Origin of the sequence: Salinicoccus carnicancri Crm, from assembly GCF_000330705.1 — a bacterium.
Taxonomy (GTDB): domain Bacteria; phylum Bacillota; class Bacilli; order Staphylococcales; family Salinicoccaceae; genus Salinicoccus; species Salinicoccus carnicancri.
Map to the genome: position 1 here is coordinate 710,771 of NZ_ANAM01000008.1, position 13,962 is coordinate 724,732.

General features: G+C 46.8%; 16 protein-coding genes. 2 read left to right on the forward strand and 14 right to left on the reverse strand.

The window, feature by feature from the left end; genetic code table 11:
* Positions 1-16: 16 nt before the first annotated feature.
* From C792_RS0111400 to C792_RS0111445, 10 genes are all read right to left on the reverse strand, one after another.
* Positions 17-388, reverse strand: a complete 372-nt coding sequence (locus tag C792_RS0111400; protein WP_017549578.1) for a type II toxin-antitoxin system PemK/MazF family toxin — start codon at positions 386-388, stop codon at positions 17-19.
* Positions 389-553 (reverse strand): hypothetical protein, encoded by a 165-nt coding sequence (locus tag C792_RS14995; RefSeq protein ID WP_017549579.1) that lies wholly within the window; start codon positions 551-553, stop codon positions 389-391.
* 68 nt (positions 554-621) lie between these two features.
* Complete coding sequence (alr, locus tag C792_RS0111410; RefSeq protein WP_017549580.1) at positions 622-1,773, reverse strand: alanine racemase; 1,152 nt, start codon at positions 1,771-1,773, stop codon at positions 622-624.
* 11 nt (positions 1,774-1,784) lie between these two features.
* On the reverse strand, positions 1,785-2,135 hold the full coding sequence (acpS, locus tag C792_RS0111415; RefSeq protein WP_017549581.1) for a holo-ACP synthase: 351 nt from the start codon (positions 2,133-2,135) through the stop codon (positions 1,785-1,787).
* On the reverse strand, positions 2,132-2,605 hold the full coding sequence (locus C792_RS0111420) for a PH domain-containing protein (protein ID WP_017549582.1): 474 nt from the start codon (positions 2,603-2,605) through the stop codon (positions 2,132-2,134). The genes acpS and C792_RS0111420 overlap by 4 nt, the downstream gene beginning before the upstream one ends.
* Complete coding sequence (locus C792_RS0111425; protein WP_017549583.1) at positions 2,559-4,094, reverse strand: PH domain-containing protein; 1,536 nt, start codon at positions 4,092-4,094, stop codon at positions 2,559-2,561. The genes C792_RS0111420 and C792_RS0111425 overlap by 47 nt, the downstream gene beginning before the upstream one ends.
* Positions 4,087-4,551 (reverse strand): PH domain-containing protein, encoded by a 465-nt coding sequence (locus C792_RS0111430; protein ID WP_017549584.1) that lies wholly within the window; start codon positions 4,549-4,551, stop codon positions 4,087-4,089. The genes C792_RS0111425 and C792_RS0111430 overlap by 8 nt, the downstream gene beginning before the upstream one ends.
* A gap of 142 nt (positions 4,552-4,693) precedes the next feature.
* The gene (gene cshA, locus C792_RS0111435; protein ID WP_026090337.1) at positions 4,694-6,196 is read right to left on the reverse strand and encodes a degradosome RNA helicase CshA; all 1,503 of its coding nucleotides are present in this window, start codon (positions 6,194-6,196) and stop codon (positions 4,694-4,696) included.
* 91 nt (positions 6,197-6,287) lie between these two features.
* Positions 6,288-6,980: an alpha/beta hydrolase gene (locus C792_RS0111440; protein ID WP_342661877.1), complete on the reverse strand. Its 693-nt coding sequence runs from the start codon at positions 6,978-6,980 to the stop codon at positions 6,288-6,290.
* Positions 6,970-8,331 (reverse strand): UDP-N-acetylmuramoyl-tripeptide--D-alanyl-D-alanine ligase, encoded by a 1,362-nt coding sequence (locus tag C792_RS0111445; RefSeq protein ID WP_017549587.1) that lies wholly within the window; start codon positions 8,329-8,331, stop codon positions 6,970-6,972. The genes C792_RS0111440 and C792_RS0111445 overlap by 11 nt, the downstream gene beginning before the upstream one ends.
* Before the next feature lie 189 nt (positions 8,332-8,520).
* On the opposite strand from C792_RS0111445, the gene C792_RS0111450 reads away from it, so the two are divergent.
* Positions 8,521-9,726: an FtsW/RodA/SpoVE family cell cycle protein gene (locus C792_RS0111450; protein WP_017549588.1), complete on the forward strand. Its 1,206-nt coding sequence runs from the start codon at positions 8,521-8,523 to the stop codon at positions 9,724-9,726.
* 31 nt (positions 9,727-9,757) lie between these two features.
* Here the strand turns inward: C792_RS0111450 and C792_RS15000 are convergent, their stop codons facing one another.
* On the reverse strand, positions 9,758-9,907 hold the full coding sequence (locus tag C792_RS15000) for an Lmo0850 family protein (protein ID WP_017549589.1): 150 nt from the start codon (positions 9,905-9,907) through the stop codon (positions 9,758-9,760).
* A 136-nt stretch (positions 9,908-10,043) separates the two neighbouring features.
* On the opposite strand from C792_RS15000, the gene cls reads away from it, so the two are divergent.
* Complete coding sequence (cls, locus tag C792_RS0111460; RefSeq protein ID WP_017549590.1) at positions 10,044-11,528, forward strand: cardiolipin synthase; 1,485 nt, start codon at positions 10,044-10,046, stop codon at positions 11,526-11,528.
* Between the two features lie 51 nt (positions 11,529-11,579).
* Here the strand turns inward: cls and yidC are convergent, their stop codons facing one another.
* From yidC to thiM, 3 genes are all read right to left on the reverse strand, one after another.
* Positions 11,580-12,449: a membrane protein insertase YidC gene (gene yidC, locus C792_RS0111465; RefSeq protein WP_017549591.1), complete on the reverse strand. Its 870-nt coding sequence runs from the start codon at positions 12,447-12,449 to the stop codon at positions 11,580-11,582.
* 93 nt (positions 12,450-12,542) lie between these two features.
* Positions 12,543-13,175, reverse strand: coding sequence for a thiamine phosphate synthase (gene thiE, locus C792_RS0111470; protein ID WP_017549592.1), 633 nt, complete (start codon positions 13,173-13,175; stop codon positions 12,543-12,545).
* The gene (gene thiM / locus C792_RS0111475; RefSeq protein WP_017549593.1) at positions 13,175-13,960 is read right to left on the reverse strand and encodes a hydroxyethylthiazole kinase; all 786 of its coding nucleotides are present in this window, start codon (positions 13,958-13,960) and stop codon (positions 13,175-13,177) included. The genes thiE and thiM overlap by 1 nt, the downstream gene beginning before the upstream one ends.
* Between the last annotated feature and the right edge of the window lie 2 nt (positions 13,961-13,962).

Sequence of the window (13,962 nt, forward strand, 5' to 3'; positions counted from 1 at the left end):
TGCGTACAAAAGTCCATCAGGTTTTCGATTCAGATTTTCCGGACTTGGGGGGCATGAGTTCCAAACTGATCTTCAAAGCCTTGTCCACTTCCTTCATCTTATCACTATTCAAATATGTAAGTTTCTCTTTAAGCCTTTTCTTATCCACAGTTCTTATCTGCTCAAGAAGTATTACCGAGTCTTTGTCCAGATTATATGTATCCTTTGATATCTCCACATGGGTCGGGATCTTGGCTTTGTTGATTCTACCGGTAATGGCCGCAACTATCACAGTCGGACTGTGATAGTTGCCGATGTTGTTCTGTATGATTACCACCGGACGTTTGCCACCCTGCTCAGAACCCTGAACCGGTGACAGATCCGCAAGATATACTTCTCCTCTTTTCATCTATTCACCATCTTTACTGTAGACGAGAAAATCCTCGTTCGACTGCCAGGCTTCACATTCCACTTCTTCGCTCTCACAGGCGATTGATAGATTAATCTCGCTCATTTCGATATATCCGTGTTCAAGAGAAAGTTCAATACTGCCAAACAATGCTGCGCTGTTCATTACGTAACCACTCCCCGGTAACATTAAACTTATGTCAACTATAACATGGATAAAATATCATTACTAGTTCATTTTAACACTTCATTATGCACGAATCCTGCATTTTCCCCTCTGTATATACGGGGGATTCTCCTTGATAGGGCCGTAAGTGATTCATAGGAAATCGTGTCCGAATGCACGCTGTATTTTTCCATAGACTGGTCTGATTCCCTATCCTGATCTATGATGATCACCCTGTCACCGATTTCTGCAGACTCAGGAACACTGATCATCGCCGAGTCCATGCATACCCGGCCTGTAATCGGACAATTCGTCCCGTCTTCAAGCCGGACTTCATATCCCGACTGTCTCCGCAGGAGTCCGTCGGCATATCCTATCGGCAGGGTGGCAATCTTCTCCCTCCCCCGCGCACGGTGGGCCAGGCCATAGCTGACACCTTCTCCTTCCGTCAATATATGCATATCCATCACTTTGGTCGTGAGCATAACAGAGGGTTTCAGTTTCACTTCAGAAATACTTTCGATATATTCGGAGGTATAGTAGCCGTATAAGGAGATGCCCACACGGACTGCATTGCAGAAGTCATCTTTGATCCGGAGTGATCCGGCGGAATTCTGGATATGCACATACTGCGGTCTTTCCACTGCTCCTGCAATCCTTTTGAATTCATCATATTCCCTGCCGTTCACATCCGAATCAATGTCGGCGGAACTGAAATGGCTGTATATCCCTTCATATACGAAATGCTCATTGCTGTCGATCCCTTCAATCATGCGGCTGATTTCCCCGACATCGGAAGTTCCGAGCCGGTTCATGCCGGAATTCACCTTGATGTGGATCCACACTTCCTTGTCATATCTGCCATCTATGCTGCTTTCTGCCTTCTCCAGCCATTCCAGGCTGGGTGCAGTGACGGCAACACGGTGCTGGATCGCCTTGTTGATATTTTCCGGAGGGATGACCCCGAGCACAAGCAACTTCTCCCGTATACCGTGCATGCGGAGTTCGATTGCCTCATCCAGCGTGGCAACCGCAAAGAACCCGACGCCCCGGGCGGCAAGGTGGCCGGCCACAGTCACACTGCCAAGTCCATATGCATTGGCTTTTACAACAGCAATGAATGTCTTGTCCGGATGAAGGTCCTGTATCATTCTGTAATTCTCATGCACCGCTTCCAAATCCACGTCAACCAGGGTATGTCTATAGTATTTTTCCGACACGTACAAGCCTCCTAAATTTCTTCTAGAATAACAGTTGCTGTCGCATATTCATCGGCATGTGAAATAGACACATGCGCTCTTTTGTCACCTTCGATAAAAGGTTTACCTTTGGAATCATTCATGCATATGACGTCCTGGAAGGCAGCACTTTTTCCAATCCCGGTCCCAAGCGCCTTGCTGTATGCCTCCTTCACAGCAAACCGCCCGGCCAGATATTCTATCCGGCGCTTTTCAATTTTGAGTGTATCATAATGCGCCATTTCCGGGTCTGACAGAATCCTCCTCGAGAGCCGGTTGCTGCGTGACTCGATTTTTCTTACACGACTTATCTCTATAATATCCGTACCCAGTCCAATAATCATTTTTCCCGCCTCGTATTCTCGTTGATAAGTGCCCGTATGTCATTTCTGAGTCCGTCCGCCCGGCCCGCTTCAAGCTCGGGGATTCCAATCCTCTCGGCAGACGTGCGGAGTGTAATGCTCTTCAGTCCGAAACGTCTCATCAGCGGGCCGACATGCGTATCAATGTTCTGTACGCGGAATAAAGGAACCGATAACCGCCTTTTGATCCATATCCCGCTGTGTATCTTAATCTCGTCTTCAAGCACCTCGTAACGGTAGTGTTTATATTTCAGCGCAGGAAACAGCCAGACCTGGAATATACAGATGTAGAGTAAGACACCGAATATGATCAGCGAAATCCACCAAGGAAGCCAGTCCCACACATACAATGACAGGATGAAGGTGCCCAGGGCCAAAAGGAGCACAACCCCGGCAACTATCGCTTCACTGATCCTCCATACTTTGACCGCTTTCGGCGATATCTTTTCCATTTGAATGCCCCCTTTCCGCCCAGTTCCAAATCTTTTCGATGTCTTCCTTATCTATGAATTTCAAAGATGCACTGGAGCCCACCATGCCGGCGGCTGTGACAAGAGTGATGACACCAAGGTCCGCCCGCCTGAGGAACGGATTGACCACCCATTCGGCCTGGATCACCTTTTCGTGCTTGATTACGAAATGGGATCTGGAGAAGAACCCTGTCGTCATCATATTGATTTCATCTCCATGGAACTTGTAGCCTGTATTTCTTGCGCTGTATATCCCTGAAATTATGAATATGCCCGCGACTGCCAGACCGATGATCCATGCATAACCAAACCAGAAGTATTGGACAATCCCAGTAATGATAACGACGAGGGTGAGCATCACCTGAAAGTATCTCCTATAGCCTCTGAACGGAACAGTTCGCACCGGCAATTCAACATGATAATTCGGAAATATTTCATCAATGATTCGGTAAAGCCGCTTTTTTCTGATGAACGGGATCAGTTCCACTTTGCCGTCGATTTCCCCACTGTCAAGGGAGTCACTCGTTATAGTCACCGACAGGGAATAGTAGCCGATTATACGCCGGATGATTGAGTCCTTGATGATGATGTTCTGGACTCTTATGACATTGACGCTTCTGTGCTTCTTTTCAAGAAGCCCGTATTCCACGACAAGATCATCGGATTTCATCTTCAGTGTGTAGTTGTAGTATTTGATGGACAATATCAGAATGCCCATTATATACCCTACAGTGACGAAGATGAGGACAGCTATTCCCAGGGCGAGGAATATGTTCTGGACCAGTCCTTCAAAAACTTCGAAATACCGTTCTATGAGGAAGTTGGCTCCGATGAGATTGATGAACCCGAATACTATGGCCAGGAATGCACCGAGCGCTCCGCTTGTCATGCTCATGAGAATGAGGGCTTTGCCGGTCATCTGATACAGCGTAACAAATTGCTCCGGCTGGTCTTCAACAGGTGCCTCTTCTCTTGGCCACCGGCTGGATGCACCGATTTCCACCGAGCTGTCCAGCTGATCCATTTCATTGTACAGGATGGATTGGATGGACTGCGCCTGTGACTTTTTGATGGTATCTATCTTAATGCCTTCCCCGGGGGTGATGATATCCAGCTTGACCGCCCCGAATATCCTGTGGAATATCGGTTCGTTGAAATCGATGGACTGTATGCGGCTGATATCCAGTTCCTTTTCCCTGTTGGATATCACACCATCTTTGTATATGAACTTGCCGTCCTCAATCCAAAAACGCGTCCGGAACTTGTTGAGGAAATCATATCCGCCGAAAAGCACGACAGCGAAGATAACGACTCCTCCTGAAATCAGTAAATATTTCAGTGAGATATTTCCTGAAAAAATGGCCTCTCTCGAATTGAACAGGACAACAATAATCGGTATCCATAAGTTTTTGAAAGCGTTGACCACACTGCCCAAATAGGCAACGGGATGGAGTTTTTCGGGATTATACATCTGTTTTCTCCCCCTTTACCATATTGATGACCTCAAGTTTGAGCTGCTCTGCCTCATGTGTTTTCAACGGCGGCAGATGAAATACCCTGCTTGCAGTTTTCACTGTGAGGTTCGCCAGATCATACTTTCTTGAAACCGGCCCTGTTGAAAGTTCAGCTCCCTGGATCCGCCGGATCGGAATCATCTTTGTGGAAATCCTGAAAAATCCCGTCCGTACAATCAGGACCTCCTCCCTGAGAACATAGCGAGTCACTTTGTAATATACAGATGGCTTCGCGAGTCCGACAATAAGGAACTCAAGTGCCAGCACGCCCGCCACCAGCCAGTATATCCAGTCGGGAAGATCAAAATATACGGCAGCAGCACTCACGCCTGCACCAAGAGCCGCCCACAGCAGAAACTGCCAGAAATGGCGTACTCTCAAATAATGAACAACATGTTTATGTATCTCGTTCATAAGTATCCCCCGTCAAAATATTTAATCTATTATAACTCTAATCTAAATTTCATTTCACTTCAATTATATACAGGAGCAGTGCCTCATATATAAGAAAACACCCACGTAACGGAATATTTCCGGCACATGGGTATTGTGGTTCCTATTTCATATGATCTTTGAAAGTACGCCCGCCCTGGCTGGCGCCTCTGCGCGGCCCTTTCTGCTGGCGTCCGCCACTGCGGTCGTTACGCTTGCCGCCGCTTCTTTTCTGGTCGCCGCGGCCCTTCCTGAACGGTTTTTTGCCGCCGGATGGTTTGCCGCCGCGGCGGTTTCCGCCTTTTCTTGTCAGCGGTTTTTCGAATGACAGCTGGATGCTGTCATCCGTTTTACTGAAGAAGAATTCATTAAGCAATGCTGCAACCACATCTTCAGATCCATTTTCTTCAAGCAGTCGCCTGGCGATATCCTTTGTATGATCACTGTCATTTTGGGATATCCAGAGCTGGATCTTTTCGAAGATCTCTTTCTCCCTCGCTTTTTGGACTTCCTTTTTATTCGGCGGTCTCAAAGCCAGGATTGTCTTCTTCTTTTCGTTCTCGATCATTCTGAGATAATCCATCTCGACCGGGTTGACGAAAGTGAGTGCCATACCTTCTTTGCCTGCACGGCCGGTACGGCCGATCCTGTGCGTATAGCTTTCTGCATCCTGCGGGATATCGAAGTTGTATACGTGGGATACGCCTGAAATGTCCAGCCCCCTCGCAGCCACATCGGTCGCTACAAGGATATCAAGTGCATTATTGCGGAATTTCTTAAGCACTTCAAGCCGCTTGGACTGGGTGATGTCCCCATGGAGGCCTTCTGCCCGGTAACCTTTGGCAATCAGTGCACTCGTCAGTTCATCAACACGGCGTTTCGTACGCCCGAAGACGATCGCAAGTTCCGGCTGGTGGGTATCCAGGAAATTCGTGAATACATCCAGCTTTTCAAGCTCTTTTACAATTGTATAGAACTCTTCGATCTGAGGGTCGCTTGCACCCTGGTTCATTGTTTTGACAATCTGTGGATTGTTCATGAACCTTGTGACAAGCTCCTGTATCGCCGCAGGCATTGTTGCAGAGAACAGAAGTGTCTGTCTGTCTTCTTCCGGAAGACCGGACATGATGAACTTCACATCATCGATGAAGCCCATGTTCATCATCTCATCCGCCTCGTCCAGGACCAGTGTCTTGATGCTTTCAAGCTTCAGTGTCTTCCTTTTGATATGGTCGATGATACGGCCTGGCGTACCCACGATGATTTCCGGACGTCTTTTAAGGTCCTTGATCTGGCGTTCGATGCTCATCCCGCCGAAAATCACATTTACACCAAGTTTCTTATACTTGGCAAATTTTTTGAGCTGTTCGCTCACCTGTACTGCCAATTCACGTGTCGGCGTCAAGATCAGCACCTGTGTACCGCCCTGCTTTTCAGTGTTTTCAATGATAGGGATACCGAATGCACCAGTTTTACCAGTACCAGTCTGTGCCTGGCCTAAAATATCTTTTCTTTCAAGAGCAAATGGAATGCTCTCTTCCTGTATCGGGGTTGGTGTTTCAAATCCCATTTCTTCCAGTGATTTTAAGGTTTCATCACTAACACCTAATTGTTTAAAAAACTTCAAATTTAGAGTCTCCTTTGACTTTTCGTTTCTCATTTTCGTTACGCATAACTTCTCTATTTTAACATCATCGGTGTGTTTATACAAGTACGGTTTAACCGTCTTTAAAAAGGAACCTTTCCGCTGCTATGTTCAGTTCAAGCTGGCTCTCCTCGGCATAGGCAAACAGGTGCGGGGCGCTGTCCAAGAGCTCAAGTCCGGCCCCCGGAATCCTTTCCGCTGCCCGCACACTCGATTTATACGGCACCAGAAGATCCAGTTTCCCGTGAACGATCAGAGTATCCGCTGCTATATTTTCCAAACCCTCTTTCTTCGTTTCAACAATTGCTTTGAATTCCTGGAACGCTCTGAATGGAATATCTTTGACCCTGCCTTTTATCTTTCCGTACATGTTCAGTTTCATGTGCTCACTGAAATGTGTCGGCGTCAGCCCGAGTTCCCCCAGTTTCGTGATCTTCGTATAGTCGAATGCGGGCGCAATCAGCAGCAGTTTCTCCACCTTCTCCTTTTGTGCAATATGCGCACCAAATACACCACCCATGGAAAAACCGATGACATAGATTCTGTTCACCCGCTTACGGAGCTCAATATACGCATCCCAGGCCTCCTGATACCATTCATCGCCGGTCACTTTCCTCAAATCCAGCACCGTGCCGTGCCCTGGATAGACAGGGAACTCATATTCGAATTCATAACGGGATTTAAGATAGACGAACAACGGCTCGAGCTCATGCCTGCCACCCGTATACCCGTGCAGGAATAAAATTCCGGTATTATCAGAGATGATCGATCACCCTCTCGACAGCCATCCCCCTCGACCCCTTCAGCAGGATGACAGTGTCCGGTCCGAGATGTCCCGCCAATGCTCCGGCGAGTGCTTCCAAAGAATCAAAATGCGCTTTTTTTGTGCCAGCAACCGTGTCATGGATAATGCGTGCACCGTCACCGTACGTCAGGACCAGATCAAATTCATGGGGAGATTCATCGATGTGCCCGCCGATTGATTCGTGAAGTTCCCTACTGTATGTGCCGAGCTCGAGTATATCAGCCAATACGAGTATTTTGAAGCCGTTCCTCATGCTGCCGACGGTATCGATTGCACCTTTCATGCTGGACGGACTGGCGTTGTACGCATCATTTATTATCAGCGCCCCCGTACTGTGCTTTACCCTCTGCATACGCATGTCAGTCACCTGCAGACTTTTGAAATGCCCTTTGACCTCTGCCATATCAAGCCCCAGCACCTCCGCAGCAAGCAGTGCAAGCGTTGCATTGGAAGCATTATGGGCACCGAGCTGAGGGATTTCAATGGCTTCGTCAATGCACGAGACATTGAAGCTTGTTCCGTCACTGGTCTGCTCAACATGACTGATCTGAACATCATTGGCCATATCGATGCCGCCTGTCCTGATTGTGTAATCCGCTTTTCGGTCGACGGTCTGTTCAAGCAGCGGATAGTCACGGGAATAGATGAAAGTCCCCGAGTGCTTCAACCCGTTTACAATTTCATATTTGGCTGCAGCGATGTTTTCCCGTGAACCAAGTTTTTCGATGTGGGACTCCCCTACATTGGTGATGATTGCAACATCAGGAACAGTCATTTTGCTGAGGAAATCTATGTCCCCAGGTGCATCCATCCCCATCTCGAGTATCGAGATTTCAGTATTGACGTCGAGCTGGAGGATTGTCAAAGGAAGCCCGATCTCATTGTTGTAGTTGCCGATTGTCTTCTGTACTCTGTAATGTGGCGCCAGCAGGCATTCGAGCATATCCTTTGTCGTCGTTTTGCCGTTTGAACCGGTGATTGCAATGACCTTGGGTTCTACTGTATGCAGGTGTTCACGGGCAATCGTCTGCAGTGCATCAAGTCCATCCTCCACTCTGATCAGCGGTCTCGGGTCACCTTCATCAATTTCATGCTCTGTAAGGGAGAGAGAGGCGCCTTTCCCAAATGCATCATCTATGAACCTGTGTCCATCCGCATTTTCGCCCAGAAACGGGATGAAAAGGTTCCCTTTTTCTATGGTACGTGTGTCTATGGAGACACCTTTCACTTTTTCATTCTTTATTGCTTCAGCAGCTTTGTTGGGTTTTCCATTGCAAAACTCTGCAATTTCCCCTATTGTCACTTCTATCATGAGAAACTACCATTCCTTCTGTTTATTATATCAAGCCGGGAGTCCCCTACATTATAATACAGTCACCGTTCTCTATCACTAATGAAGTTCACGGAAATGACAACACAAAGCTGTGGAATTGTCGAAAGTTGTTATGATAATATTAAAAACCAGAGTCATAATAGTGTATAATTAAAAGATGATTTCAATATGGGTAAGGTGAAATTCTTGGAAAACAAACAAGGATATAAAAGACAAAATACAAATATACTCGCCCGGGTCGACTGGCTGCTCCTTCTGCTGATCACAATCCTTGGGGTAGTGAGCATCATAATGATCCGTTCTGCGATGACAAGCGGCCAATATGCTACAGATTTCAGCGTCCGCCAAATAATTTTCTATGTGACGGGCTTCTTCATGGTCTTTGTGCTGACTTTCATCCCTGTCAAATGGATGAAACAGTACGTATGGATCATTTATGGCGTGGGTGTCCTTTCACTCATGGTTCTTTTCTTTGCGCCGGTTTCACCGGTCACACCGATCATCAATGGTGCAAAAAGCTGGTATCAGTTCGGGTTTTTCAGCATCCAGCCGTCAGAGGTAGTCAAAATCATATACATACTTACTCTTGCTTATGTTGTCAGTCAGCATAACAGATATAAGTTGACGAATGATCTGACCGACGATGTCAAATTGCTGTCCAAGATGTTTATCGTCTCGGTACTTCCCATGGTGTTCATTCTCGTCCAGAATGACCTGGGTACAACACTCGTGATGCTTGCCATACTGCTTGGTATGATCGTCGTCTCCGGCATCAGCTGGTGGCTGATTCTTCCAACTCTTGCTGTTGCTGCAACAATCGGCGGTGCCCTGATACTCGGCATTCTGTACAGACCGGATTTCCTGGAACGATATCTGGGCATCCATCCCTATCAGTTTGAGCGGATCTATTCCTGGCTGCAGCCCGAAGACTACGTCACCGAGGGCGGCTTCCAGCTCAGCAATTCTCTTAAGGCAATCGGGTCCGGTGAGATCACCGGCAAAGGGTTCAGTGACGGCATCATATATATCCCCGAAAACCACACCGATTTTATCTTTACGATCATAGGGGAGGAATTCGGCTTTCTGGGATCCACTGCAGTAATCGTCCTTCTTTTCATGCTGATGCTCCACCTGTTCAGAATTGCAGTGACAGTCAATGACAGTTTTTCTTCTTACTTCATCATAGGCTACCTGTCCCTGCTCATGTTCCATGTATTCCAGAATATCGGCATGACGATCCAGCTTCTTCCAATTACAGGCATCCCACTCCCTTTCCTCAGCTACGGGGGAAGTGGCTTATGGGCGAACATGATTGCAATCGGCATAATCATGAGCATATATTTCCATGAGTATCGCCGGGAGAACATAAATTAAACCGCTGCCGGAAAACCGGCAGCGGTTTAATTTAAATGTTCTGTTCTTTTAATCGCAATTTCTCATTGTGTGCGATGCGATTCATAATTTCGAACCTGGACCTCGAAACCTTGACTTTGACCCCGAGTTCATTTAGCATCGTGACGACTTGTTTGACTTTTGAATTGTCGTTTTTATGCATAATGACACTCCTTCATATACGTCTTATATATATTTTACCTTTTCAAAGCTACTTTTTCTATACATTTTACAAAATAAATATTACAAAATTTTAAATATCCATCGAAATATAATAGAATGGTAATGAGGTGACTATCATGGACTGGTTAATATTCGACTACTTTTTCAGCACAGGTGTAATGACCATCATCACCCTGATTATAATTACCATCAACTTCCTGCTTGCCCTCGGCCTGATTTTCTTGGAGCGGCGGAGCGCCCAGAGTGTGTGGGCATGGATACTCGTCCTTTTTTTCCTCCCTGTAATAGGGTTCTTCATCTACATTCTTTTTGGCCGTACGATATACAGCAAAAAACTTTTTGCCATTGACGAAACTGAAAAGGTGGGGATGGAACACCTGGTAGAGGAACAGCTGGATGAATTGAATAGTGATACTCTGGATTTTACGAATCCAGTTGCCCAGAAACACAAGAAACTGATTCACATGCTTCTGTATAATAACCAGTCTTTTCTGACATTCAATAATTCCATCGAGACATTTGTAAATGGGCGGGATAAATTCGACAGTCTGCTCGCCGATATACGCAATGCCAAAGATCACATCCATTTCCAGTACTACATTTTCAAACTGGACAATCTTGGAAAAGAGCTCTACGACGCATTGCTTCAAAAACAGAAGGAAGGGGTCACCGTCAGAATCCTCTACGATGATATTGGATCCAGGGGCCTCAGCCTTCGTAATTTCAGGAGATTCAAGAACGAAGGCGGACAGGTTGAGTCATTCTTCCCAAATATGCTCCCCCTGATAAATCCCCGGATGAATTACAGAAACCACCGGAAGATTGTAGTCATCGACGGGGATGTCGGATACGTTGGCGGCTTCAATGTCGGCGACGAGTATCTCGGGCTGAATAAAAAATTCGGTTTCTGGCGGGATACACACCTGAAGATCAGTGGCGAAGCTGTTAAGTCCCTGCAGCTCAGATTTATGCTGGACTGGAACTCCCATTCCGGCCGTAACAACCTGACCCGGGAAGAGAGGTATTTCCCGGAAAGCATGCCCCACCATGGTGAAAATCCGATACAGATCGCTTCAAGCGGCCCTGATGAAAAATGGCAGCAGATCAAATACGGATATATCAAGATGATCTACCATGCCAAGGAGCATATCTACATCCAGACACCCTATTTCATACCGGACCAATCGTTTCTTGAAGCAGTCAGGATTGCCATCCTGAGCGGCATAAAAGTCAACATCATGATTCCTAATATGCCGGACCACCCGTTTGTCTACTGGGGCACTTATTCAAATGTCGGCGCAATGGTCAAAATGGGGGCAACAGTCCATATTTATGAAAAAGGGTTCCTCCACCAGAAAGTCGTCATGATTGATGACGAAGTGATCAGTATCGGAACTACGAATATCGATAACAGAAGTTTCCTGCTGAACTTTGAAGTCAACGCTTTCATATACGATGCAGAGCAGGCAGCGGAATACCGGAAGATTTTCGAAAAAGATGCCATGGACTCAACAATTCTCACCGAAGAGATATACGATTCAAGAAGCAAATGGATACGTATCAAAGAAAGCTTTGCCAATCTCATTTCACCAATTTTATAAAAGACAACGCCCCTCCCATCAATCTGGGAGGGGCGTTCTGATAAGCACAGTTTAATTTTTCTTTCTGCGCTTTTTCTTAGGCATCACTTTCGCATTTTTTATACGCTGTTCTTTTTCCGCCTTCTCTCTTTCATGCGCTTCGATGATCGGTGCCATCTCTTCGGCAACTTTTTTCTTGTAGAATGTGTTACCTGCCCATGTCTGGAATATCAGGAATATACCGCCGACTGCCCAGTATAATGGGAGTGCGGAAGGTGATATCAATGAAATCCAGATGATCATGATTGGAGAAATGTACATGAACAGCTGCATCTGCTTGCGCTGTTCTTCCGGTACGAACTGCATGGATACAAATGCCTGTCCGGCATATACGAGACCTGCGATTGCGACCATGAAATAATCGGTCTCTGTCAGGTTCATCCAGAGGAATTCGGGATATTCCGTAATACCTCCTTCTGAAGGGAATCTGAGAGCAAAATACAACGCCATGACAATCGGCATCTGGATGAAAATCGGCAGACAGCCCATATTCAGCGGATTGATGCCGTGCTTTTTGTACAGTGCCATCATTTCCTGCTGTGCTTCCATCTTTTCTTCCTGTGTAGTGGCAACTTTCGTCTTCTTCTGAATTTCTTCCATTTCAGGCTTGACTATCTTCATCTTCTCGCGCATCATCATCTGATTCTTATATGTACGCATCATGAACGGGAAAATAGCCAGACGGACAATAAGTGTGATGAGGATGATTGCCAGACCATAGTTATGGCCGAGATTATCACCAAGCCAATGCAGCAGTGAATCCATCGGCTGTACGAATGTATTAAAGAAAAAACCGTCCCTGTTTTCTTCCTGGGAATAATCACAGCCGGAGAGTACAAGCACCAGGCCGATCATTACGGGGAAGAGCCATTTTTTACTCATTTTTTCACCTCAAAAAAAATATCTCACATAAAAAGCATTGTACCATAAACAAGGATGTAAAAAAATCATTTTCCAAAGGTTAATTGAGTATATTTAATGTCCGGTCGTTCCCAGGAATCCTTCAACCGCCCTTTTTGTGTCCTCCGCCGCAGCGATTGCAGAAATGAGTGACACGCCGTCTGCCCCGAACTCCAGGCATTCCCTGTAATTTTCGCGGGTGATGCCGCCGATGGCCACCATGGGGAGCGTGCCGACCATCCCCCTCATCGTTTCCAGGCCTTCCACCCCTATCGCTTCACCGGCATCATCCTTTGATCCGGTGGCAAAAACCGGACCGGTACCGATATAATCCACCTTGCTGATATCACTTTTTTCAAACTCACTCCGGTCCCTGACAGAAAGTCCGATGATCTTATCATCGAAATAAGATGGCAGCAGGGCAATATCCATATCCTCCTGTCCAAGGTGGATACCGTCAGCCCCCACCTTTTCAGCAAGTTCTGGCGCATCGTTGATGATAAAGGGCACACCGTATTTCCTGCAAATTTTTTTAATATCCAGCGCAAAGTTGAAAAGTTCCTCTCCAGCCAGTGCACCGGGTCCTTTTTCCCTGAGCTGGAACATGGTCACACCGTGCTTCAATGCCTCTTCGATGACCTGCAACGGTCTATCTCCGGCATTGCGGCTCCCACAGATGAAATATAGTCTGAGTGCATTCCTGTCCATCAATAGACCTCCACCATCTTTTCTTCAAGCAGGCTGTCTTCATTCAGGTACAATTCATCGATGAGCATGGTCATGAATGAGCCCGGTGCAGGCACCCGTATTTTACCGGCGGCCGCTTCGGCACAAATATTGTAGTAGCTGACTGCATCCGCTACAGCTGCCTCATCAAACCGCCCTTCAATGCCGATGAAACCTGCTGTCAATGCTCCGAGCAGGCATCCCGACCCAGTGATTCTGCCCTGCAGACCGTGACCGTTGGCCATGATCATTTCATTCTTCTTTGTCACAAGAGCGTCGCGTTCACCTGTTACAAGAGAGGGGATTCCGAATTTTCTATAGACTGCCCGGGCGATTTCCAGGGTATCTGTTTTTTCCATTGAGTCGACACCCCTAAGGCTGCTCTCTTCCCCCGACAATGCATGCATTTCACCCGCATTTCCCTTGATCAGGGAAACGTGATGACGGTCAAGCAGTGTATCCGTGATACTGACACGGAAATCAGACGCACCGTAACCTACGGGATCAAAGACAATCGGCACACCATTATTATTCGCTTCCCTCATCATTTCATCCATAAGCTCATATTTTTGCTTGTCTGCCGTCCCGATATTGACAAGAAGCGCAGAAGCCGCTTTCATAAGGTCCTCCGCTTCTGATCTTTCTCCGCTCATGATCGGAGAAGCCCCGGCCGCCAGCATGCCGTTGGCCGTGAAGTTCTTCACTACATCATTGGTAATGCAAACGACGAGTGGTCTTTCTTTCCTCAGTTTTTCAATACGTTCCATGA

Coding starts and splice junctions, on each gene's coding strand:
- C792_RS0111400 (WP_017549578.1), bottom strand. CDS start 388: ATGAAAAGAGGAGAAGTATATCTTGCGGATCTGTCACCGGTTCAGGGT.
- C792_RS14995 (WP_017549579.1), bottom strand. CDS start 553: ATGAACAGCGCAGCATTGTTTGGCAGTATTGAACTTTCTCTTGAACAC.
- acpS (WP_017549581.1), bottom strand. CDS start 2,135: ATGATTATTGGACTGGGTACGGATATTATAGAGATAAGTCGTGTAAGA.
- C792_RS0111420 (WP_017549582.1), bottom strand. CDS start 2,605: ATGGAAAAGATATCGCCGAAAGCGGTCAAAGTATGGAGGATCAGTGAA.
- C792_RS0111425 (WP_017549583.1), bottom strand. CDS start 4,094: ATGTATAATCCCGAAAAACTCCATCCCGTTGCCTATTTGGGCAGTGTG.
- C792_RS0111430 (WP_017549584.1), bottom strand. CDS start 4,551: ATGAACGAGATACATAAACATGTTGTTCATTATTTGAGAGTACGCCAT.
- C792_RS0111445 (WP_017549587.1), bottom strand. CDS start 8,331: ATGATAGAAGTGACAATAGGGGAAATTGCAGAGTTTTGCAATGGAAAA.
- C792_RS0111450 (WP_017549588.1), top strand. CDS start 8,521: ATGGGTAAGGTGAAATTCTTGGAAAACAAACAAGGATATAAAAGACAA.
- C792_RS15000 (WP_017549589.1), bottom strand. CDS start 9,907: ATGCATAAAAACGACAATTCAAAAGTCAAACAAGTCGTCACGATGCTA.
- cls (WP_017549590.1), top strand. CDS start 10,044: ATGGACTGGTTAATATTCGACTACTTTTTCAGCACAGGTGTAATGACC.
- yidC (WP_017549591.1), bottom strand. CDS start 12,449: ATGAGTAAAAAATGGCTCTTCCCCGTAATGATCGGCCTGGTGCTTGTA.
- thiE (WP_017549592.1), bottom strand. CDS start 13,175: ATGGACAGGAATGCACTCAGACTATATTTCATCTGTGGGAGCCGCAAT.
- thiM (WP_017549593.1), bottom strand. CDS start 13,960: ATGGAACGTATTGAAAAACTGAGGAAAGAAAGACCACTCGTCGTTTGC.